Annotated in this window: 23 protein-coding genes; 16 read left to right on the top strand and 7 right to left on the bottom strand. The window is 72.9% G+C overall.

What is annotated here, in order from left to right:
* Positions 1-67: 67 nt before the first annotated feature.
* Positions 68-775, top strand: coding sequence for a YveK family protein (locus tag ABD946_RS40780; protein ID WP_345290771.1), 708 nt, complete (start codon positions 68-70; stop codon positions 773-775).
* Positions 772-1,935, top strand: coding sequence for a GNAT family N-acetyltransferase (locus tag ABD946_RS40775; RefSeq protein WP_345290770.1), 1,164 nt, complete (start codon positions 772-774; stop codon positions 1,933-1,935). Before ABD946_RS40780 ends, ABD946_RS40775 begins: the two co-directional genes overlap by 4 nt.
* Here the strand turns inward: ABD946_RS40775 and ABD946_RS40770 are convergent.
* Positions 1,912-2,985 carry a glycoside hydrolase family 26 protein gene (locus ABD946_RS40770; protein WP_345290769.1) on the bottom strand — a complete coding sequence of 358 codons (1,074 nt, stop codon included), beginning with the start codon at positions 2,983-2,985 and terminating at the stop codon, positions 1,912-1,914. The genes ABD946_RS40775 and ABD946_RS40770 overlap by 24 nt on opposite strands.
* 130 nt (positions 2,986-3,115) lie before the next feature.
* Entirely contained in the window at positions 3,116-4,003 is an 888-nt protein-coding gene (ypfJ, locus tag ABD946_RS40765) for a KPN_02809 family neutral zinc metallopeptidase (protein WP_345290768.1), read from the bottom strand.
* A gap of 187 nt (positions 4,004-4,190) precedes the next feature.
* On the opposite strand from ypfJ, the gene ABD946_RS40760 reads away from it, so the two are divergent.
* The 9 genes from ABD946_RS40760 (at position 4,191) to ABD946_RS40720 (ending at position 11,137) form a co-directional block, all read left to right on the top strand.
* On the top strand, positions 4,191-5,099 hold the full coding sequence (locus ABD946_RS40760) for a PQQ-binding-like beta-propeller repeat protein (protein ID WP_345290767.1): 909 nt from the start codon (positions 4,191-4,193) through the stop codon (positions 5,097-5,099).
* 312 nt (positions 5,100-5,411) lie between these two features.
* Positions 5,412-7,010 (top strand): ABC-F family ATP-binding cassette domain-containing protein, encoded by a 1,599-nt coding sequence (locus tag ABD946_RS40755; RefSeq protein WP_345290766.1) that lies wholly within the window; start codon positions 5,412-5,414, stop codon positions 7,008-7,010.
* Positions 7,011-7,367: 357 nt separating this feature from the next.
* Complete coding sequence (locus ABD946_RS40750) at positions 7,368-7,601, top strand: helix-turn-helix domain-containing protein (RefSeq protein ID WP_345290765.1); 234 nt, start codon at positions 7,368-7,370, stop codon at positions 7,599-7,601.
* A gap of 260 nt (positions 7,602-7,861) precedes the next feature.
* The gene (locus tag ABD946_RS40745) at positions 7,862-8,668 is read left to right on the top strand and encodes an enoyl-CoA hydratase/isomerase family protein (RefSeq protein ID WP_345290764.1); all 807 of its coding nucleotides are present in this window, start codon (positions 7,862-7,864) and stop codon (positions 8,666-8,668) included.
* A 308-nt stretch (positions 8,669-8,976) separates the two neighbouring features.
* Positions 8,977-9,453, top strand: a complete 477-nt coding sequence (locus ABD946_RS40740) for an Asp23/Gls24 family envelope stress response protein (protein WP_345290763.1) — start codon at positions 8,977-8,979, stop codon at positions 9,451-9,453.
* Between the two features lie 23 nt (positions 9,454-9,476).
* Positions 9,477-9,668 carry a hypothetical protein gene (locus ABD946_RS40735; RefSeq protein ID WP_345290762.1) on the top strand — a complete coding sequence of 64 codons (192 nt, stop codon included), beginning with the start codon at positions 9,477-9,479 and terminating at the stop codon, positions 9,666-9,668.
* Positions 9,665-9,982 carry a hypothetical protein gene (locus ABD946_RS40730; RefSeq protein WP_345290761.1) on the top strand — a complete coding sequence of 106 codons (318 nt, stop codon included), beginning with the start codon at positions 9,665-9,667 and terminating at the stop codon, positions 9,980-9,982. The genes ABD946_RS40735 and ABD946_RS40730 overlap by 4 nt, the downstream gene beginning before the upstream one ends.
* Positions 9,972-10,517, top strand: a complete 546-nt coding sequence (locus ABD946_RS40725) for a DUF6286 domain-containing protein (protein ID WP_345290760.1) — start codon at positions 9,972-9,974, stop codon at positions 10,515-10,517. Before ABD946_RS40730 ends, ABD946_RS40725 begins: the two co-directional genes overlap by 11 nt.
* Positions 10,514-11,137 (top strand): Asp23/Gls24 family envelope stress response protein, encoded by a 624-nt coding sequence (locus ABD946_RS40720; RefSeq protein WP_345290759.1) that lies wholly within the window; start codon positions 10,514-10,516, stop codon positions 11,135-11,137. Before ABD946_RS40725 ends, ABD946_RS40720 begins: the two co-directional genes overlap by 4 nt.
* Before the next feature lie 135 nt (positions 11,138-11,272).
* Here ABD946_RS40720 and ABD946_RS40715 read toward each other — a convergent pair whose 3' ends face one another.
* The 3 genes from ABD946_RS40715 to ABD946_RS40705 form a co-directional block, all read right to left on the bottom strand.
* A complete protein-coding gene (locus ABD946_RS40715; protein ID WP_345290758.1) occupies positions 11,273-12,034 on the bottom strand; it encodes an SDR family oxidoreductase in 762 nt (253 codons plus the stop codon).
* A gap of 27 nt (positions 12,035-12,061) precedes the next feature.
* Positions 12,062-12,874, bottom strand: a complete 813-nt coding sequence (locus ABD946_RS40710; protein WP_345290757.1) for an SURF1 family cytochrome oxidase biogenesis protein — start codon at positions 12,872-12,874, stop codon at positions 12,062-12,064.
* Between the two features lie 207 nt (positions 12,875-13,081).
* Positions 13,082-14,071 (bottom strand): DEDDh family exonuclease, encoded by a 990-nt coding sequence (locus ABD946_RS40705; RefSeq protein WP_345290756.1) that lies wholly within the window; start codon positions 14,069-14,071, stop codon positions 13,082-13,084.
* Between the two features lie 175 nt (positions 14,072-14,246).
* Here ABD946_RS40705 and ABD946_RS40700 point away from each other — a divergent pair, with 175 nt between their 5' ends.
* The 4 genes from ABD946_RS40700 to moaA all read left to right on the top strand — a co-directional run bounded on the left by ABD946_RS40700 (position 14,247) and on the right by moaA (position 18,600).
* Positions 14,247-15,290 (top strand): zinc-dependent alcohol dehydrogenase family protein, encoded by a 1,044-nt coding sequence (locus ABD946_RS40700; protein ID WP_345290755.1) that lies wholly within the window; start codon positions 14,247-14,249, stop codon positions 15,288-15,290.
* Positions 15,291-15,491: 201 nt separating this feature from the next.
* Positions 15,492-15,848 carry a DUF485 domain-containing protein gene (locus tag ABD946_RS40695; protein ID WP_345290754.1) on the top strand — a complete coding sequence of 119 codons (357 nt, stop codon included), beginning with the start codon at positions 15,492-15,494 and terminating at the stop codon, positions 15,846-15,848.
* A complete protein-coding gene (locus ABD946_RS40690) occupies positions 15,845-17,470 on the top strand; it encodes a solute symporter family protein (RefSeq protein WP_345290753.1) in 1,626 nt (541 codons plus the stop codon). The genes ABD946_RS40695 and ABD946_RS40690 overlap by 4 nt, the downstream gene beginning before the upstream one ends.
* Before the next feature lie 140 nt (positions 17,471-17,610).
* Positions 17,611-18,600, top strand: a complete 990-nt coding sequence (gene moaA, locus ABD946_RS40685) for a GTP 3',8-cyclase MoaA (protein WP_345290752.1) — start codon at positions 17,611-17,613, stop codon at positions 18,598-18,600.
* 82 nt (positions 18,601-18,682) lie between these two features.
* Here the strand turns inward: moaA and ABD946_RS40680 are convergent, their stop codons facing one another.
* Both ABD946_RS40680 and ABD946_RS40675 read right to left on the bottom strand, forming a co-directional pair.
* Positions 18,683-18,940, bottom strand: coding sequence for a hypothetical protein (locus ABD946_RS40680; protein ID WP_345290751.1), 258 nt, complete (start codon positions 18,938-18,940; stop codon positions 18,683-18,685).
* 219 nt (positions 18,941-19,159) lie between these two features.
* Positions 19,160-19,489 carry a DUF3099 domain-containing protein gene (locus ABD946_RS40675; RefSeq protein ID WP_345290750.1) on the bottom strand — a complete coding sequence of 110 codons (330 nt, stop codon included), beginning with the start codon at positions 19,487-19,489 and terminating at the stop codon, positions 19,160-19,162.
* Between the two features lie 199 nt (positions 19,490-19,688).
* Here ABD946_RS40675 and ABD946_RS40670 point away from each other — a divergent pair, with 199 nt between their 5' ends.
* Complete coding sequence (locus ABD946_RS40670) at positions 19,689-19,955, top strand: GlsB/YeaQ/YmgE family stress response membrane protein (protein ID WP_345290749.1); 267 nt, start codon at positions 19,689-19,691, stop codon at positions 19,953-19,955.

Below are 19,955 nucleotides of genomic sequence, written 5' to 3'. Positions count from 1 at the left end.
ACGCGGCGGAGCCGCACATGTCACAGCCTCGCGCCCCCGGGGTGACCACCCTCGAAGGAGTAACCACATGTCCGTTCTGAGCCGAGCCCGCCGTTGGTGGCCGATCGCCGTCGCGGTGCCGCTGGGCGCCGTCGCGGGGGCCGGCTACGCCGTGGTCTCGCACCCGAGCTACGCCGCCAACTCCTACGTCGTGGTGGTGCCGCAGGGGCCGGGGGAGAGTGCCACGGCCGTCAACTTCGCGCAGGCGTACGGCCGGCTGGCCGGCCAGCCGCAGGTGCTGGTGGGGGCGGTCGCGGAGACCGGCCGCTCCGTCACCGAGCTGGAGCAGCAGGTCCGCGGCACCACCTCGCCCGACGCCCCGGTGATCGAGATCACCGGCACGGGCCGCCGCGCGGCCGACGCCGCCCGGGCCGCCGACGCGGTCGCCAAGTCGCTGATCGCCTTCGCCAACACCAGCAGCAAGGAGACCGGCGTCCGGCTGGTGCCGCTGGCCACCGCCGCCGAGCCGGACCGCCCGGCCACCCCCTCCGCCGCGCTGGACACCGGGGTCGGCACGGCCGGCGGCCTGCTGCTCGGCGCCCTGGTGATGATGACCCGTCGCCCCCGCCCCGCCACCGAGGAGCCGGCCCCGGCCCCGGCCCCGGCCGAACCGGTCACCCCCGAGGACTCCGAGCGCACCGTCGCCCACTCCCTCGACGTGCCCAAGCGCCGGGCCGAGGACGGCGAGAAGAAGGCCGCCGGCAAGGAGCCGCAGCAGGCGGGGAGCCGGCGATGACCACCGAGATCTCCGGCATCAGCCTCCCCAGCCAGACCGGATCGGGCACCCCCCGGTGGAGTGCCGAGATCCGCCGCGAGGACGACGCCCTCGAGCAACTGGCCGACGAGTGGGACGGGTTGGCCGCCCGCTGTGCCACCGCGACCCCGTTCCAGGCCGCCTGCTGGCTGGCCTCCTGGTGGCGCCAGTACGGCACCCCGGGGGGCCTGGTCCTGATCCTGGTCCGCCGGGACGAGCGGCTGGTCGGGGCGGCGGCGCTGCAACGCCGGGGCCCGTTCGGGGGGTTGACCAACCTCGGGGCGGGGCTGGTGGACTTCACCGACGTCCTGCTGGACGACTCCTGCGCCGACCGGGCCGCCGCCGAACTGGCCGCCGCCCTCCCGCTGCACCGCCCGTGGCACTCCCTGGAGCTGCGCGAGGTGCACCCGGAGGCCGCCGTCCAGCAGGTGTACCGGCACTGGCGCGGCCGCGGGCACCGCTTCGAGGACTCGCTCTGCCAGTACCTGCCGGCGGTGCCGATGGACGAGCTGCTCAAGCGGCTCCCCGGCAAGACCGCACAGCGCAGCCGGGTGAAGCTGCGCAAGAACGCCGAGGTCGGCGTCCAGGTGCTCACCACCGCCGCCGAGGAGGTCCCGGAGGTGGTGCGGGAGCTGCTGCGGCTGCACTTCGAGCAGTGGCAGGAGCGCGGGATCACCCCCGAGCACCGCACCGAGCGCTTCGCCGCCCACCTCACCGACTCGACCCGGGGGCTGGTGGCCTCGGGCCGGGCCGCGCTCCACCGCTTCGTGCTGGACGGGGAGTTGGTGGCGGTCAACCTGGTGCTGCTCTGCCCGTCCTTCGGCGGCCTCTACATGTACGGGGCCACCCCGGTGCTGCGCGAGCGGGTGGACATCGCCGGGCTGCTGTTCGGGGCCGCGCTGGACGAGGTGCGGGCGGCGGACATCCCGGTGCTCAGCCTGCTGCGCGGCCAGGAGCCGTACAAGCAGCGGTGGCGCCCGGACCAGCGCACCAACCAGCGGCTGGTGCTGGGGCCGGGAAGGTTGGCGCCCTGGGCCGCGGCCCGGGCCGTCCGGGTCCGGGTCCGGCTGGCGCTGGTGCACCAGCTGCGGACCCGGATGCCGGGGCTGAAGCGGGCGCTACTGGCCCGGATGCGCGGCTGACGGGGCGGTGGCGCCCTTGGAGCCGGTCATCAGGTCGCGGTAGACGCGGCTGGAGCGCGGGTTCCGGTCGCACTGCCAGAAGCCGTGCGGGCAGTAGTCGGTGACGGTCTGGTAGGCGGTGTCGTGGGTGCGGATCCAGTCCACCATCCGCCGGACGAACTCGGGGTTGTCGCCGTTGCGGAACAGCCCCCACTCCGGGTACGAGACCGGCTTGCCGCGCTTGGCGGCGAACTCCACCTGGTCCTGCAGGCCGTAGGGCTCGGAGACGTACTCGTCGAAGGTGGCGCCGGCCGGCTGGTCGTAGCTGTCCATGCCGATGATGTCGACCACGTCGTCGCCGGGGTAGCACCTGGTCCAGGGGATCGCGTCCAGCCCCCGGGTCGGGTTGAAGTCGAACTGGAAGTGCTGCCCCGGCACCGAGCGCATCACCGTCACGATCCGCCGCCAGTACGCCTTCCAGGCGGTCGGGTCGGGCTTGCAGCGGCTGGTGTAGGTGATGCCGTTCATCTCCCAGCCCAGGGTGATGACGGTGTCGTGGCCGCCGAGCGCGACCAGCTTGCGGGCCAGCTTGAGGAAGTGCTGGTCGAACTCGCCCTTGTTGGCCCGGGCCAGCAGCCGGGCCACCTCGGGGTCGGGGGTGTTGTTCTCGTTCGGCACCAGCATCGGCACGCCGAGCACCAACTTGCGCTGCGGGTCGGCCAGTTTCCACTGCGACCAGAGGCCGAGCACCACCGTCTCGCCCTCGACGTCGTTCCAGCCGTTCCCCGCCAGGTAGGTGTGGCCGACCTGCATGTTGGCGCCCTTGAGCCAGGTGGCCATCCGGGCGATGTTGGGGATGTAGTTGTCCCAGGAGCCGACGAAGGCGCCGAACGGCGGCTCGTGCCTGGCCCGCTGGACGTTCGGACGGGGCGCCGCGCCGCGCGGCTCGATGGCGTCCGAGGAGAGCCACGCGTGCCGCTCGGTCTGGCTCAGCGGGGTGCCGGCGGGGACGCTCGCGGTGGTCACCAGCAGCAGCGCGGCGGCGGCCAGCGTGAGGCGGCCGATTCGCATGGGTCTTCTCCTCGGGGGACGTGCCGACGGGCCCGGGCAGGCCCGCACGCACGACGGTAATCCCACAGACCGTCAGAAAAGCCTCATGTCACTCGATAGTGGTAGGTCGCGGGCGGTCCGTCCGGACGGATCAGCCGAAGGTGTTGCACTTGGCCATGTCCCCGGTCCGGAACCCGGTGGTGAACCACTGCTGGCGCTGGGCCGAGGAGCCGTGGGTCCAGGTCTCCGGATTGACCCGGCCGCGGGCCTGCTGCTGGATCCGGTCGTCCCCGACGGCGGCCGCCGCGTCCAGCCCGGCCGCGATGTCGGCCTCGGTGAGCGAGGTGATCAGGGGGCGCCCGGTGGTGGCCAGCGGCGTGCGGGTCGCGTTGTACGCCCACACTCCGGCGTAGCAGTCCGCCTGCAGCTCCAGCTTCACCGAGCCGCTGTCCGCGCCCTGCCGGTCGTTGCCGACCTTCTTCATCTGCCCGGTCAGGTTCTGGATGTGGTGCCCGTACTCGTGCGCCACCACGTAGGCCTCGGCGAACGGGCCGCCCTTGGCGCCGAAGCGCGTGCTCAGCTCGTTGAAGAAGCCGAGGTCGAAGTAGGCCTTGCGGTCGCCCGGGCAGTAGAACGGGCCGACCGCGGAGCTCGCCGCCCCGCAGGCGGTGTTCACCTGGTTGGTGAAGAGCACGGTCTGGGCGGGGGAGTAGGCCCCGGCCCGCCGGGTGAACTCCTGGCGCCAGAAGTCCTGCACGCTGTTCACCACGGCGACGATCCGGCAGTCCTGCCGCCGGTTGGCGTCCGCGCCGGTCTTGCAGGTGTCGTCCACCTGGCTGGCCGTGGTGGCCCCGCCGGAGGTGCCCGTCGAGCCGTCGGTGAGCCCGACGCTGCCCGGATCGATCCCCAGCAGCAGGGCCAGCACCAGCCCGATCAGGCCGACCGCCCCGCCGCCCACCGCTATCTTCCCGCCGCCCGACATCCCGCGCCGGTCCTGGACCTGAGAGGTGTCCAGATCCGCCTGGTCGTCAAACTGCATCGAGTACCACCTCTGTAACAGTCCGTCGGGTGACCGCAGTCGCACCCTAGCCCCGGGTGAGGGCGCCCGCCCGCCGAGAGTCCCAGGTCCGGAGGGTGCCGGGCGGACCTCGGAGAACCCGTCAGTCTTCCGGGTGGACGGCCGAGCCTGGCTGACGGACCCGGTCCGGCCCGGGTACGCTCCGCCCGTGTCCTGGAAGCTGCCTGCCCCCGTCCGACGATCCGTGCTGCCCGCCGTCGCCGTCCTCGTGGTGCTCGGCGCGGGCGCCGCGGCACACGCCAACAAGCCCGTCCCGTTCGGCGACGTCCTGGTCAAGCCGGGCGCCGTGGACGCCAGCCCCGTGGGCGCCCAGCCCCGCGACTCCGGTGCCCTGGAGCTCAAGGTCGGCCCCGGCCTGGAGGCCTACGACCGGCTGACCGCCGAGCACCTCTGGTCCTACCGCCGCGAGGGCGCGACCGCCCTGCACCTGTCGATGGTCGGCGAGAACGCCGTGGTGGTCTGGGACGACGGCATGGTCACCTCCGTCCGGCCCAGCGACCACGAGGTCCGCTGGCACCGGGCCGTCCCCGGCCTGGACGAGTGGCTGGCCGGCAGTGACCTCAAGGAGACCGGCAGCCGCACCGAGGCCGAGAAGCTGGCCACCGCCGTCCGCCGCGCCGCCGCCGCGCTCCAGCCGGTGAACGACCCGGACGGCGGCTGGGTTGCCGTGGTGACGCCGGCACTGACCATGGGCTTCCGCGACAGCGACGGCGACCTGCGGTTCAACTCCCGTCCGCTGTCCGGCTGTTCGTACGACCCGCTGCGGGCCGTGCACACCGACTACGCGGTCCTGGTACCGCGCTCCTGCACCGGCAGCACCAGCGCGGGCGGCCAGCTGCCCGGCGGCGTGACCGGCTTCAAGCTCAACGGCCGGGGCTTCCAGCTCGGCGTCGGCCCCAACGTGCAGCTGCGCCGCCTGGACGAGCAGCGCGTCTCGCTGGAGGACGGCCCGGTCCTCGGCACCCGCGTCTACGACACCCGCCTCACCACCCCCGAATCCGCCTGCACCACCGACTTCGCCGCCCTCCACCCCCGCCCGGGCTGCCCCACCGGCTGACCCCGGTGGCCCCGAAGGGGCCATCGGGGCGCGAGGAACTGCGCGAATCGGAAGGCGGACCAGGGCCAGATCGGGGCAGGCGAGCCAGTTGCACGCGCTGCCGTCCCCCCGCGCGCAGTTCCCCGCGCCCCTGCGGTGCGCAACCACTCACGCCGGCTGCACCTCGGCTCCGGAGGTTTAATCCTTCCGGGGTTCCTCCGGGCTGCCGGTAGACTGGCCCGCATGGCTGTTCCCTCCCGGCATTAGCGCGCGCAGCGCCCGCCAGATGCCCGCCGTCCGCTGCCCCCGCCAGTCCCAGGAGTACCCACAGCCATGATTGCTGCCAACGCGCTCGAACTGCGTGCCGGTGCCCGCGTCCTCATCGAGTCCGCCTCCTTCCGGATCGCCCCCGGCGACCGGATCGGCCTGGTCGGCCGCAACGGCGCCGGCAAGACCACCCTCACCAAGGTCCTGGCCGGCGAGGGCCTGCCCGCCGCCGGCACCGTGACCAGCTCGGGCCAGGTCGGCTACCTGCCGCAGGACCCGCGCACCGGCGACCTGGACGTCCTCGCCCGCGACCGCATCCTCTCCGCCCGCGGCCTCGACACCGTGCTCAAGAAGATGCGCGAGAACGAGGAGCGGATGGCCAACGGCAAGGGCGCCACCCGCGACAACGCGATGAAGAAGTACGCCCGCCTGGAGACCGAGTTCCTCACCAAGGGCGGCTACGCCGCCGAGGCAGAGGCCGCCACCATCGCCGCCGCGCTCGGCCTGCCGGACCGCATCCTCGGCCAGGAGCTGCACACCCTCTCCGGTGGTCAGCGCCGCCGCGTCGAGCTGGCCCGGATCCTCTTCTCGGACTCCGACATCCTGCTGCTCGACGAGCCGACCAACCACCTCGACGCCGACTCGATCGTCTGGCTGCGCGACTTCCTGAAGACCTACAAGGGCGGCTTCATCGTCATCTCGCACGACGTCGACCTGGTCGAGACGGTCGTCAACAAGGTCTTCTACCTGGACGCCAACCGCGCCGCCATCGACATCTACAACATGGGCTGGAAGCAGTACCAGCAGCAGCGCGAGGACGACGAGAAGCGCCGCAAGCGCGAGCGGGCCAACGCCGAGAAGAAGGCCGCCACCCTCAACGCCCAGGCCGACAAGATGCGCGCCAAGGCGACCAAGACGGTGGCCGCGCAGAACATGGCCCGCCGCGCCGAGAAGCTGCTCTCCGGCCTGGAGCAGGCCCGGGTCTCCGACAAGGTCGCCAAGCTGCGCTTCCCGGACCCGGCCCCGTGCGGCAAGACCCCGCTGACCGCCAGCGGCCTCTCCAAGTCCTACGGTTCGCTGGAGATCTTCACCGACGTCGGCCTGGCCATCGACCGCGGCTCGCGCGTGGTCATCCTCGGCTTCAACGGCGCGGGCAAGACCACCCTGCTGCGGATGCTCGCGGGCGTCGAGCAGCCGGACACCGGCGAGGTGATCCCGGGCCACGGCCTGAAGATCGGCTACTACGCGCAGGAGCACGAGACCCTCGACCCCGAGCGGACCGTGCTGGAGAACATGCGCTCCTCCGCCCCCGACACCGACCTGGTGCAGATCCGGAAGATCCTCGGCTCCTTCCTGTTCTCCGGCGACGACGTCGACAAGCCGGCCGGGGTGCTCTCCGGTGGCGAGAAGACCCGTCTGGCGCTGGCCTCCCTGGTGGTCTCCTCCGCCAACGTGCTGCTGCTCGACGAGCCCACCAACAACCTCGACCCGGCCAGCCGCGAGGAGATCCTCGGCGCGCTGCGCACCTTCACCGGTGCGGTGGTCCTGGTGACCCACGACGAGGGCGCGGTCGAGGCGCTCCAGCCGGAGCGGATCATCCTGCTCCCGGACGGCGTCGAAGACCTGTGGAGCGCCGACTACGCGGACCTGGTCTCGCTGGCCTGAGTGCCCGGGTGAGGGGCCGAGTAGACGCCTCCTCACTAATCCGACGTAGAAAAGCCGGTCTCTGACGGAATCCGGGAATGGGAGACTCCCGGATTCCGTTTGAGGAGTTCCACTCGTGTCCGGGCGGTGTTCATCCCCCCGCCCGCCCGTGCTGATCAGCTCTTTCTCTCTTCACCCCATCCCCTCGTGTGCCGTCCGAGGGGGCGCGAGCACTCTTGGTGAGCGCCCTTGTGCGCTGCGATCACGACCGGCAGACTGCGCTTTCCCGGTATCGACCTTGTCGAATGGGTGGCCAGGAGCCTGGCTATGGGTGATCATGGGAATCTGACCGAGCAGCACAGTTACGAGGAGGCACGGGTGGCCGAGACTCTGAAAAAGGGCAGCCGGGTGACTGGTGCCGCGCGTGAGAAGCTCGCGGCCGATCTCAAGAAGCAGTACGACTCCGGAGCGAGCATTCGCGCGCTCGCGGAATCCACCGGCCGTTCCTACGGCTTCGTGCACCGCATGCTCAGCGAGTCCGGGGTCAATCTCCGGGGCCGTGGCGGTGCCACCCGAGGCAAGGGCAAGACCGCTGCGACTTCCGGTTCCTGACGGACCGTCGGGCCAGTGGTCCGGCAAGGCAGCGCCAGTTGACCCGAGCGCCGGCACGTCCGTAGGACCACGCGGCTGATCGCCGCACACGCGCACGCATCACCACTCAGCTCCCAGCTCCAGACGAATCGGCGGCCGGAATCCCGGACCGCCGATCGTCGTTCCCGGCACCGCGGGCGGCCCCGAACGGGCACTGTCCGGCGGTGCCGGTTTTTGTTACTCTCCGGTAGCCAGTCACCCCGCTGCCGGAGGTACCGCTCATGACCAGCCCCGCCGTCGACCTCGACCCGCAACTCCTGGAGCAGGCCGGGATCCGGCTCGAAGTCGAGGGCGACACCGCCGTGGTGACGCTCTGCCGCCCGGACCGCCGCAACGCCCAGTCGCCCGCCATGTGGCGTGCGCTCACCGCCATCGGCCGCAGCCTGCCCGGCACCGTCCGGGTGGTGCTGCTGCGGGGTGAGGGCCCCTCCTTCTCCGCCGGGCTCGACCGGGCCATGTTCACTCCCGAGGGCATCCCCGGGGAGCGGAACTTCCTCCAGCTCGCCGCCGCGGACGACAAGGACCTCGACGAGACCATCGCCTCCTACCAGGACGCCTTCACCTGGTGGCGCCGCCCCGACCTGATCTCGATCGCCGCCGTCCAGGGCCACGCGGTCGGGGCCGGCTTCCAGCTGGCGCTCGGCTGCGACATCCGGGTGGTCGCGGACGACGTCCGGTTCTGCATGAAGGAGACCTCCCTCGGGCTGGTCCCCGACCTGGCCGGCACCAAGCCGCTCACCGAACTCGTCGGCTACGCCCGGGCCCTGGAGATCTGCGCGACCGGCCGGCAGGTCGGTGCGGAGGAGGCCGTGGCCACCGGGCTGGCCAACCTCGCCGTCCCCGCCGCCGAGCTCGACGCCGCGGCGCGCGACCTCGCGGCCGCGCTGCTCGCCGCCCCGCGCAGCGCCGTCATCGAGACCAAGGCCCTCCTCCAGGGTGCCGCCACCCGCACCTACGACGAGCAGCGCACCGCCGAACGCGCCGCCCAGGCCCGCCGCCTCCGCGACCTCGCCGGCCTCGGCGACTGACGCCCCCTCACGAAGGGCCCGTTCCCACCCCGGGGGCGGGCCCTTTTCGGTAGTGGTTACGCCCTCGGGGGCGCGGGGAACTGCGCGCGGGGGAACGGCAGTACGTGCAACTGGCTCGCATGCCCCGATCAAGCGCTGAGCCGCCTTCCGTACTCGCGCAGTTCCTCGCGCCCCTGAGGGGCGCCAACCGGGGCGCGAGCGGGGACCACTGGGCCGTACGGTCCTCAGAGCGGGCGCGACCCGTGGCGGAATGTCAGAGTTGGGCTGGTTTGCGATATAGCTGGATCCGTACCGCGAGGAGCCCACTGATGCCCGAGAGCCCGACGCCCGCCGCCCTGGCCAAGAACGACACCGCGAAGCCCGCGGCGGCGGAGGAGCGTGGCCGCACCGCCCTGGCCGTCGGCGTGGTCGAGAAGATCGCCGGCATGGCCGCCCGCGAGGTGACCGGGATCCATGCGCTGGGGTCCGGGTTCTCCCGGACCTTCGGGGCGATGCGGGACCGGGTGCCCGGCGGGAAGTCGAGCGTGGGCCGGGGGATCAAGGCGGAGGTGGGGGAGAAGCAGACCGCGATCGACATCGCCCTGGTGGTGGAGTACGGCGTGGTGATCCCCAAGCTGGCGGCCGAGGTCCGGGCCAACATCGTCGCGGCGGTGGAGAAGATGACCGGCCTGGAGGTGGTCGAGGTGAACATCGCCGTCAACGACGTCCACCTGCCCGACGAGCCGGACGAGGACGAGCAGGAGCAGGCCGAGGCCGAGAGCGGCCGTCGGGCCAGGGTGCAGTAGACCGGAGAGCGAAGGGGAACGGCGTGAATCTCGGCCTGATCGGGCTGGTGGTGGGGATGGCCCTGGGCTTCGCCGGGTACTTCGGCGGGTTCGCCGCCTTCCTGCTGGTGGCCGCGCTCGGTGCGGTCGGCTTCGTGGCCGGCCGTCTGATCGACGGTGACCTCGAACTGGGTGACCTGAGCGAGCTGCTGCGCGGCCGGGACCGGCGTCGTTGACCACCGCGGTTCCGGTGCCGGCGCCCCAGCGCGGCCAGCTGCGGATCGCCGACCGGGTGTTCACCCGGCTCGCCGCGCTGGCGGCGCGTCAGGCGCTGGCCGAGGACGACGGCACGGTGCAGCGCACCTCGGTGGTGGAGCAGCACGGTGAGGTGCGGCTGACGGTCGGGGTGGAGCTGCCCTTTCCGGCGGATCTGGCGGCGCTGGCCGAGCGGGTGCGGGCGGCCGTGCAGGAGCGGCTGTCGGAGCTGACCGGGCGGACCGTCGGCGAGGTGGTGGTCGTGGTGGAGCGGCTGGTGCCGCGTGGCCGGTGAGCTGACGGGGGACCGGCCCCCGGCCGGGGCGCGGCGGTTGCGCTCGGACCGGACCTTCTGGGCCGGGCTGGTGGTGGTCGCCGGGCTGGTGGTCGCCGGGGCGCTGCTGTACGACGCGGCGGCGGTGCGGGCCGGACGCACGGCGCGGCCGTGGCGCGCGGAGACCGCCGACGAGCTGGCGCGGCGTCACCTGGACGATCCGGTGGTGCTGATCGCGGCGGGGGCCGCCGTGCTGCTCGGGCTGGGCTGCCTGGTGCTGGCGCTGACGGCCGGTCAGCGGCGCTGGCTGCCGCTGACCCGGCCGGGTGCGGTGATCGACCGGGCCGGGGTCTCCGCGCTGGTCACCCGGTGGGCCCGGCGGATCGACGGGGTGGACTCCGTGAAGGTCCGCACCGGGCGCGGCCGGACCGTGGTGCGGATCGACGGCGCGGCCGAACCGGCAGCCGTGGAGCGGGAGTTGCGGGCCGAGCTGGCCCAGGTGCCGCTGGCCGGGGAGCACCGGCTGGACGTACGGACCCGACGGGGGAGCCGATGAGCCGGGCCACGGTCAACCGCGCGGTCCTGCTGCTGGCCGGTGCGGCCCTGCTGGCGGGCGGCGTGCTGGTGCTGGCCGGCGGCCTGGACCTCTACGGGCGGCTCGGGTGGACCCCGCCGTCCTGGTGGCCGCTGACCTCGCCGGACCAGCCGGTGTTCAGCGACGCCTCGCGGACCAGGTGGTCCGGTGAGGCCTGGTGGTGGCCGGTGGTCTTCGCGGTGCTCGGGCTCGCGGTGGCCGGCGGGCTGTGGTGGCTGTTCGCCCAGGCCCGCCGCAGCGGCCCCACGGCCGTCACCCTGCCCGTCGCGGCCCCCGGGCTCACCCTGCGGCTGCGGGCCAAGGCGTTGGCCGACGCGGTGGAGACCGAGACCATCGCCCTGCCCGAAGTCGCCCGGGTACGGGCCCGGTTGACCGGCACCCCGAAGCGGCTGCGGCTGTGCGCCGCCGTCCGGCTCACCCCGGACGCCGACCCGGCCGCGACCCTGGAGCACCTGCACGACGGACCGCTCGCCCACGCCCGCACCACGCTGGCCCGGGACCTCCCGGCCGAGCTGCGGCTACGCGTGGTCCGGCCGCCCGCCCCGCCCAGGCGGGCCGGGACCAGACCCCGGGTGACCTGAGCACCCGCACGGGGCCTCTGCCCGCACGCCGACGGGGGACGAGGCGGCTCGTCCTGCCCGTCGGCGGGTGGGAGACGGCCCGGGAGAGGGCCCGGGACGACGGCTGCCCCTGCGGCGGAGCGGCCGGTCGCGGGCTCAGAGGGCGCGCAGGGCGCCGCCGTCGACGGGGATCATCACGCCGGTCAGGTACGAGGCGGCGGGGGAGAGCGCGAAGGCGGCGACCTTGCCGAACTCCTCCGGGGTGCCGTAGCGGCCGAGCGGGATGGTGGCGGCGGCCCGCGCCCGGGCCGCCTCCGGGTCGCCGCTCAGGGCGTCCAGCTCGCGCAGGCGGTCGGTGGCGATCCGGCCGGGCAGCAGGCCCAGGACGCGGATGCCGCGCGGGCCGAGCTCGTCGGCCAGCGACTTGGCGGCCATCGCGAGGCCCGGCCGCAGGCCGTTGGAGATGCCGAGGCCGGGCACCGGCTGACGGACCGAGGTGGAGAGCACGAAGGCGATCACCCCGCCCTCGGTGAGCGAGGCGGCGGCGGTGCGGGCGATCCGCAGGGCGCCGAGCACCACGGACTCGAAGGCCGACTGCCACTGCGCCTCGGTGGTCTCCAGCACCGTCCCGGCCGCAGGGCCGCCGACGCTGACCAGGACGCCGTCGAGCCGCCCGAACTCGTTGACCGCCGCGTGGACCAGCTGGGCCGCCGCCCCGGGGTCCGCGTTGTCGGCCGCCACGCCGAGCACCCGGCCCGGCGCGCCCAGGGCGTTGGCCGCCGTCTCCACCGCCTCCTTGGTGCGGCCGCTGATCACCACCTGGGCGCCGTCGGCGAGCAGCTCGCGCGCCGTCGCGAAGCCGAGGCCGCGGGTCGCCCCGGTGACCACGTACACCTTGTCCTGAAGTCCGAGATCCATGGGGCACATCCTGCCGCAAACGGAGCGTCAGGGAGTGACCGGTTCCGGTGCGTTCACGTCCGCCGTCCCGGCGGCCTTCGCGGCGGTGGCCGCCCGCTCGCGGGCCTCGCGGCGGGCGAGCACCACCAGGCCGACCGGCAGCAGGCCGGCGAACAGCCACCACTGCACGGCGTACGCCATGTGCGGGCCGATCGAGGAGTGGTCGGGCTCGGCGAGCAGCAGCGGCGAGTCGCCCTGGGCGGGGGAGGACGTGGTGAGCTCGACGAAGCCGCCGAGCACGGGGGTGCCCAGGCGTTCGGCCTGCTCGGTGCTGCTGATCAGCTGGTACTGACGGTCCGGCAGCTTGCCGCGGGCCTTGAGGCTCTTGCTCTCGGCAGACTCGTCGGCGCGCAGCCGGCCGGTGACGCTCACCTGGCCGGCGGGCGGGGCCGGGACGGTGGGGTAGCTGGTGGCGTCCCCGGCCGAGTCCACCCAGCCGCGGTTGACCAGGACGGTGCCGGCGCCGTCGGCCAGCCGGAGGGGCGTGATCACGAAGTAGCCGATGCTGCTGCCGCCGGGCTCCGTGCGGTTGCGGATCACGAACTCGGCCGCCGGGTCGTACTGGCCGGTGGCGTTGACGGTCCGCCAGGTGAGGTCCTTCGGGACGGCCGCACCGGGGCGCGACAACGAGTCGAAGGGGACGGCGGGGGCGGTCAGGCTCTGCGCGATCAGCTCGTTCCGGGCGACCCGGGCCTCGTGGCGGTGGTACTGCCAGAAGCCCAGCCGGACCATGGTCGGGATCAGCAGCAGCACGAGGAGGGCGATGAGCGCCCAGCGCCGGGACAGCAGAAAACGGTACACATCGGCAAACTACGCGCACTCACACCGCGATCACACACCGGGGTCCGCAAGTGGGTCGGCAGGGCAGCGACCCAGGGGCGCGAGGAACTGCGCGCGGGGGAACGGCACCACGTGCAACTGGCTCGCCTGCCCCGATCCCACGCCGGTCCGCCTTCCGGACTCGCGCAGTTCCTCGCGCCCCCGGCCGCTCGACCACGTGCCCCGGTCCTACGCCTCGTGCGGAGCGACCTCGCGGAGGAGGTGGAGGAAGGCGTCCTCGCCGATGACCGGGGTGCCGTACTCGCGGGCCTTGCGGGCCTTGCCGCTCCAGCTGTCGGCCTCGTTGGTGACCAGGAGGCTGGTGAGCCGGCTGACGGAGGAGGCGATGTGGAGGCCGGCCTCGATGGCGCGGTCCTCCAGCAGCTCGCGGTCGGTGGCGGTGTCTCCGGTGATGGCGACCCGCATGCCCTGCATCAGGGGGCGGCCGTCGACCCAGCGCCCCGGGTTGGGGTAGGGGCAGGCGGGGCGCTTGCGGCCGGGGCGGTAGGAGGAGCCGTAGGAGCGCCCGGCGGAGGCCGGGGCGGGGGAGTCGTCGAAGTCGGTGACGGCGACGCAGGTGGTGAGCGGGAGCGGGATGGCGAACTGACGGGCCAGCAGCAGGCTGGGGCGGAAGGCCTCGGCCAGCACCCGGGCGTCGTCGAGCGCGTTGTGGGCCTGGCGCTGCTGGACGTCGAAGTGGGCGGCGAGGCTGGCCAGCTTGCCGTTGGGCAGCGGCAGGCCGAGGTCGCGGGAGAGCACCATGGTGCAGATCCGCTGCTCGACCGGGGCGCGCAGCCCGGCGCGGGAGAACTCGCGCGAGATCATGTTCCAGTCGAAGAGCGCGTTGTGGGCGACCATCACCCGCCCGGCCAGCCGCTCGGCGAACTCGGCGGCCACCTCGGGGAAGGTCGGGGCGTCGGCCAGGGCGGCGCTGGTGAGGCCGTGGATCCAGGTCGGCCCGGGGTCGCGCTGGGGGTTGACCAGGGTGTACCAGTGGTCGGTCACCTCGCCGTGCGCGTCCAGCTGGTAGACACCGGCGGAGATCACCCGGTCCTGCCGGCCGAGGCCGGTGGTCTCGACGTCGACCACGGCGAAGCCGGGGCCGTCCTCGGGGGTGCGCTGGGCCGGGAACGGCGCGGCCCAGGAGGGCTCGTCGTCCGGGGGCTGGATCGCGTACATGGAGAACCACTTTAAGGGCGCGCGCCCACACCGATGGCCGAACGGCCCGTTCAGCGGCGGTGGGGGCGCGGAAAGTGGCGAACCCGACATCGGGATCCATCAGGAATACCGTGGGGGAGGAAGAACGTCCTACCGGACGGCACCACCTGAACACCAGCACGAAGGAAGACCCCTCATGCGCGCCACCGTCATCCACGGCCCCCACGACATCCGGATCGAGGAGGTGCCCGACCCGCAGGTCAGCCGGCCCACCGACGCGGTGGTCCGGGTGCTCAACGCCTGCATCTGCGGCAGCGACCTCTGGGCGTACCGCGGCGTGGCGAAGCGTCAGCCCGGCCAGCGGATCGGGCACGAGTTCCTCGGCGTGGTCGAGGCGGTCGGCTCCGAGGTCTCCACGGTGAAGGCGGGCGACCTGGTGGTGGCCCCCTTCGTCTGGTCCGACGGCGTCTGCGACTACTGCCGGGAGGGCCTGCAGACCTCCTGTCCGCACGGCGGGTTCTGGGGCGAGCCGGGCTCCGACGGCGGCCAAGGCGAGGCCGTCCGGGTGCCGTTCGCCGACGGCACGCTGGTGCGGCTGCCCAAGGAGGCGGCCACCGACGAGGCGCTGCTGCCGCACCTGCTGGCGCTCTCCGACGTGATGAGCACCGGCCACCACGCGGCGCTGGCCGCGGGCGTGCGCCCCGGCTCCACCGTCGCGGTGGTCGGGGACGGCGCGGTCGGCCTGTGCGGGGTGCTGGCGGCCCAGCGGCTGGGCGCCGGGCGGATCATCGCGCTCGGCCGGCACGAGGCCCGCACCGCGATCGCCCGCAAGTTCGGCGCCACCGACGTGGTGGCCGAGCGCGGCGAGGCCGCGATCGAGGCCGTCCGCGAGCTGACCGGCGGTCAGGGCGCGCACGCCGTGCTGGAGGCGGTCGGCACCGAGGAGTCGATGCGCACCGCGATCTCGATCACCCGGGACGGCGGCGGGGTCGGCTACGTCGGCGTGCCGCACGGCGGCAGCGCGGGCGTGGACATCAGCCAGATGTTCAACCGCAACGTCCGGCTCGGCGGCGGTGTCGCCCCGGCCCGCGCGTACATCCCCGAGCTGCTGGCGGACGTGCTGGCCGGGAGGATCGAGCCCGGTCTGGTCTTCGACCGCACCGTCGGCCTGGACGAGGTCCCCGAGGGTTACCGGGCGATGGAGGACCGCGAGGCGCTGAAGGTCCGGATCAGCTTCTGAGGCGCCGGCGCCTGACGCACCATCAAGAAGGCGGTACCGCTGCGGCGGTGCCGCCTTCTTGATGTTGTGCGGCCCAACCTCGGCCCGGGGTCTGTCGTGCCCGCCTCAGCAGGCCCTACCATGCAGCGGCATCACGACTGTGACGCCCCTCACGTCCATTCGTTCCCCACTGTGCCGCCGACACATCACAGGAGACGCCGAGTGGAAACCCCATCGACCGCCGAGGACGCGACGCCCACGGAAGTCCAACTCATCGAACAGAGCGAGGAGTTCGCCGCCCTGAGGAGGGCGTTCCGGGGGTTCGTCTTCCCGGTCACGGCGGGCTTCCTGCTCTGGTACCTGCTGTACGTGCTGCTCTCCAGCTACGCCCACGACTTCATGGCGATCAAGCTCTTCGGCGCGATCAACATGGCCCTGCTGCTCGGCCTGCTCCAGTTCGCCTCCACCTTCGGCATCGCCGCCTGGTACGCCCGGTACGCGGACCGCCGACTCGACCCGAAGGCCGCCGCGATCCGCGAGCGCGCCACCGTCGTGAGCCCGCGGGAGGCCGCCGAATGAACGCCCTCGCCACCACCCACCTCGCCACCGCGGCCACCGAGCACCGCGGCCTGACCATGACGCTGTTCGGCCTCTTCGTGCTCGCCACCCTGGGCATCACGATCTGGGCCGGCCGCCAGACCAACGACGCCGCCGACTTCTACGCCGGCGGCCGCGGCTTCACCGGCTTCCAGAACGGCCTGGCGATCTCCGGCGACTACATGTCCGCCGCCTCCTTCCTCGGCATCGCCGGGGCCATCGCGCTCTTCGGCTACGACGGCTTCCTGTACTCCATCGGCTTCCTGGTGGCCTGGCTGGTCGCCCTGCTGCTGGTGGCCGAGCCGCTGCGCAACTCCGGCCGCTACACCATGGCCGACGTGCTGGCCTTCCGGATGCGCCAGCGCCCGGTGCGCACCGCGGCGGGCATCTCCACCATCGTGGTGTCGATCTTCTACCTGCTGGCCCAGATGGTCGGCGCCGGCTCGCTGGTCGCCCTGCTGCTCGGGGTGAGCGGGGACGGCGCCAAGCGCTGGACCATCGTCGCGGTCGGCGCCCTGATGGTGATCTACGTCGCCATCGGCGGCATGAAGGGCACCACCTGGGTGCAGATCGTCAAGGCCGTGCTGCTGATCGCGGGCACCGCGCTGATGACCGTCCTGGTGCTGGCCAAGTTCGACTTCAACGTCTCGCACCTGCTGCAGGCCGCCGCCGACCAGGCGGGCAAGGGCTCGGCCTTCCTGGAGCCCGGCCTCAAGTACGGGGCGACGGGCACCAGCAAGCTGGACTTCCTCAGCCTGGGCCTGGCCCTGGTGCTCGGCACCGCGGGCCTGCCGCACATCCTGGTCCGCTTCTACACCGTGCCCACCGCCAAGGCGGCCCGGAAGTCGGTGCTCTGGGCGATCGGCATCATCGGCGGCTTCTACCTGATGACCCTGGCCCTGGGCTTCGGTGCCGCCGCCCTGGTCGGACCGAAGACCATCAAGGCCTCCAACGCGGCCGGGAACACCGCTGCCCCGCTGCTGGCCGAGAACCTCGGCGGCGGCGCCGGGACCACCGGCGGTGCGATCCTGCTGGCCGTCATCTCGGCCGTCGCCTTCGCCACCATCCTGGCCGTGGTGGCCGGTCTCACCCTGGCCTCCTCGGCCTCCTTCGCCCACGACCTGTGGGCCAACGTGATCCGCAAGGGCAAGGCGGACGAGAAGGAGGAGGTCCGCTCGGCCAAGCTGGCCGCGATCGGCATCGGCGCGGTGGCGATCGTGCTCAGCCTCTTCGCCGACAAGCTCAACACCGCCGCCCTGGTGGCGCTGGCCTTCGCGGTGGCCGCCTCGGCCAACCTGCCCACCCTGCTCTACTCGCTGTTCTGGAAGCGCTTCAACACCACCGGTGCGGTCAGCTCGGTCTACGCGGGCCTGATCAGCTCGGTGACCCTGGTGTTCTTCTCCACCGTGGTCTCCGGCGGCAAGAACTCGCTCTTCCCGCACAGCGACTTCCACTGGTTCCCGCTGGAGAACCCGGGCCTGGTGTCCATCCCGATCGGCTTCCTGGCCGGCTGGCTCGGCACCGTGTTGTCCAAGGAGCAGGCCGACCCGGCCAAGGCCGCCGAACTGGAGGTCCGCTCGCTCACCGGACTGGGAGCACACTGACAGGAGCTGACCTAGTCGCAGCCGGTCGGTCCCGCCCACCGGATACGGAGCGGCCGCGAGGGATCGCGGCGTTAAGCTGGCCCGGCCCGCCGACACCGGCGGCCGGGCCAGTCGCGCTCCAGGGAAGGGGGCCGAGCACCGTGCTCCTCGACACCTACGGCCGGCAGGCCGTGGACCTCAGGGTCTCCCTGACCGACCGCTGCAACCTCCGCTGCACCTACTGCATGCCCGAAGAGGGTCTGCAGTGGCTCGGCAAGAGCGAGCTGCTGACGGACGAGGAGATCGTCCGCCTGGTCTCCCTCGCGGTCCGTGAGCTCGGCGTCCGCGAGGTCAGGTTCACCGGCGGCGAGCCGCTGCTCCGCCCCGGCCTGGTGGGCATCGTGGCCGCCTGCGCCGCGCTGGAGCCCCGCCCCGAGCTCTCCCTCACCACCAACGGCATCGGCCTGGCCCGGACCGCGACCGCCCTCAAGGCGGCCGGCCTGGACCGGGTGAACGTCTCGCTGGACACCCTGGACCCGGAGCTGTTCCACACCCTGACGCGCCGTCACCGTCACCACGACGTGCTGGACGGTCTGGCCGCCGCCGAGGCCGCCGGGCTCACCCCGGTCAAGCTCAACGCGGTGCTGATGCGCGGGGTCAACGAGCACGAGGCGCCCGCCCTGCTCGGCTGGTGCCTGGAGCGCGGCTACCAGCTGCGCTTCATCGAGCAGATGCCGCTGGACGCCCAGCACGGCTGGGACCGGTCGCAGATGGTCACCGCCGAGGAGATCCTGGAGCAGCTGCGCACCCGCTTCGAGCTCACCCCCGAGCCCTCCTCGATCCGCGGCGCCGCCCCGGCCGAGCGCTGGCTGGTCGACGGCGGCCCGGCCACCGTGGGCGTGATCGCCTCCGTCACCCGGCCGTTCTGCCGGGCCTGCGACCGCACCCGGCTGACCGCCGACGGCCAGGTCCGCAACTGCCTCTTCGCGACCGGGGAGACCGACCTGCGCACCGCCCTGCGGGACGGCTCCGGCGACGCCGAGCTGGCCGCGCTCTGGCGGGCGGCGATGTGGGGCAAGAAGGCGGGCGCGGGGATCGACGACCCGGACTTCCTCCAGCCCGACCGGCCGATGTCCGCCATTGGCGGCTGACGGAACGGTCGCCATTGGCGGCTGACGGCACAGTCGCCATCGGTGACTGACGCTGCGGTCGCCATCGGTGGCTGAGGGGGCGTCAGGCCCCTTCGGGCTCCTGCCAGTCGGCGAGGGCGACGGTGTCCTTCAGGAACCCGCGCACGCCGAGGAACTGGCCCAGGCTCTCCCGGTGGTCCTCACAGGCGAGCCAGGTCTTCTTGCGGTCCGGGGTGTGCAGCTTCGGGTTGTTCCACACCAGCACCCAGACGGCGGGCTGACGGCAGCCCTTCGCCGAGCAGACCGGCGGACCCTCCGGGCCGTCAGCCGGGCCGAAGAGGTTGATCGAGGGGCTGTCCATGGAGCTGCCGTTCCCAGTACCCGAACACGACGACGCCGGGCAGCCACGGGGGGAGCCGCCCGGCGTCGGTCAGTCGCTCCGACGGGGGATGCGGAGCGCGTACGCAGTATGTCACGCCAGGCGGCCCGCGTGGCTAGGTTCCGTCGAGATTAATCTGAGCTTGTTCTGAGCTTTCTGTCCGGCAAATCGGCTGAACAGCCGTCAAACCGGGCATGAGCCTCAGCTGCGCGCCTGGTCGCCGCCGCCACCGGAGCCGCCGGGGCCGAGCATCAGGGGGGTGTCGGCCGGGATCGCGAAGGTGCTCGGCAAGCCCGGGGCCTTCTCCCGGCCCGCGTTGGCGATCAGCACCGCGAAGTACGGCAGCAGCACCGCGCCGGCCAGCGCGCCGTAGGCGACGAAGCGCTCGACGTTCCACATCGCCACCGCGAGCAGCACGCAGAGGGTGCGCGCCAGCATCGAGATCACGTACCGGCGCTGGCGCCCGCGGACGTCCTCGCTCAGACTGCTCCGCGCCCGGGTGATCCGGAAGACCTCGTCCCGCTTGCCCATGCCTCTAACCGCCCTCGTCAGCCCCCGCACTCCGGCCCGGTGCGGCCATCTCACGGTACGCCCGCCCACGCCCGTACAGGAGGGTGGGGGCACGGGAACGGCCCACCCGGGGTGCGGGTGGGCCGTACGGGGCAAAAACTGTGATCCACGGGGAGGAGCACCGCCGAGGGTCGGCGGCCGCGGCCTCCGGGAGCTGACTATGTGGGCGATCATCTCGGCGCTGATCGAGGGTCTGATCCTGGGCGGCATCGCCCGGTTGCTGATCCCCGGGAAGCAGGACATCCCGCTCTGGCTGACCATGGTGCTCGGCATGGTCGGGGCGATCATCGGGAACCTGGTGGCGCACCTGTTCGGGGTGGCCGACACCCGGGGCTTCGACTGGTGGCGGCACGCCTTCCAGCTCGGTGCGGCGGTGCTGCTGATCGTGGTGGTGGCGCCGGTCTGGAGCTCCCGGAAGAAGTCCTGA

It is taken from the genome of Kitasatospora albolonga (genome assembly GCF_039535905.1).
Classification (GTDB): domain Bacteria; phylum Actinomycetota; class Actinomycetes; order Streptomycetales; family Streptomycetaceae; genus Kitasatospora; species Kitasatospora albolonga.
Note: the sequence above shows the minus strand (reverse complement) of the source record. Positions and strands in the feature narration are given on the sequence as shown.

Bases quoted from the DNA above. Each gene is read 5' to 3' on its own strand.
- ABD946_RS40745 (WP_345290764.1), top strand. From the start codon at position 7,862: ATGACCAGCCCCGCCGTCGACCTCGACCCGCAACTCCTGGAGCAGGCC.
- ABD946_RS40705 (WP_345290756.1), bottom strand. From the start codon at position 14,071: ATGTACGCGATCCAGCCCCCGGACGACGAGCCCTCCTGGGCCGCGCCG.
- ABD946_RS40720 (WP_345290759.1), top strand. From the start codon at position 10,514: ATGAGCCGGGCCACGGTCAACCGCGCGGTCCTGCTGCTGGCCGGTGCG.
- ABD946_RS40755 (WP_345290766.1), top strand. From the start codon at position 5,412: ATGATTGCTGCCAACGCGCTCGAACTGCGTGCCGGTGCCCGCGTCCTC.
- ypfJ (WP_345290768.1), bottom strand. From the start codon at position 4,003: ATGCAGTTTGACGACCAGGCGGATCTGGACACCTCTCAGGTCCAGGAC.
- ABD946_RS40770 (WP_345290769.1), bottom strand. From the start codon at position 2,985: ATGCGAATCGGCCGCCTCACGCTGGCCGCCGCCGCGCTGCTGCTGGTG.
- ABD946_RS40700 (WP_345290755.1), top strand. From the start codon at position 14,247: ATGCGCGCCACCGTCATCCACGGCCCCCACGACATCCGGATCGAGGAG.
- ABD946_RS40680 (WP_345290751.1), bottom strand. From the start codon at position 18,940: ATGGACAGCCCCTCGATCAACCTCTTCGGCCCGGCTGACGGCCCGGAG.
- ABD946_RS40775 (WP_345290770.1), top strand. From the start codon at position 772: ATGACCACCGAGATCTCCGGCATCAGCCTCCCCAGCCAGACCGGATCG.
- ABD946_RS40690 (WP_345290753.1), top strand. From the start codon at position 15,845: ATGAACGCCCTCGCCACCACCCACCTCGCCACCGCGGCCACCGAGCAC.
- ABD946_RS40670 (WP_345290749.1), top strand. From the start codon at position 19,689: ATGTGGGCGATCATCTCGGCGCTGATCGAGGGTCTGATCCTGGGCGGC.
- ABD946_RS40715 (WP_345290758.1), bottom strand. From the start codon at position 12,034: ATGGATCTCGGACTTCAGGACAAGGTGTACGTGGTCACCGGGGCGACC.
- ABD946_RS40740 (WP_345290763.1), top strand. From the start codon at position 8,977: ATGCCCGAGAGCCCGACGCCCGCCGCCCTGGCCAAGAACGACACCGCG.
- ABD946_RS40675 (WP_345290750.1), bottom strand. From the start codon at position 19,489: ATGGGCAAGCGGGACGAGGTCTTCCGGATCACCCGGGCGCGGAGCAGT.
- ABD946_RS40780 (WP_345290771.1), top strand. From the start codon at position 68: ATGTCCGTTCTGAGCCGAGCCCGCCGTTGGTGGCCGATCGCCGTCGCG.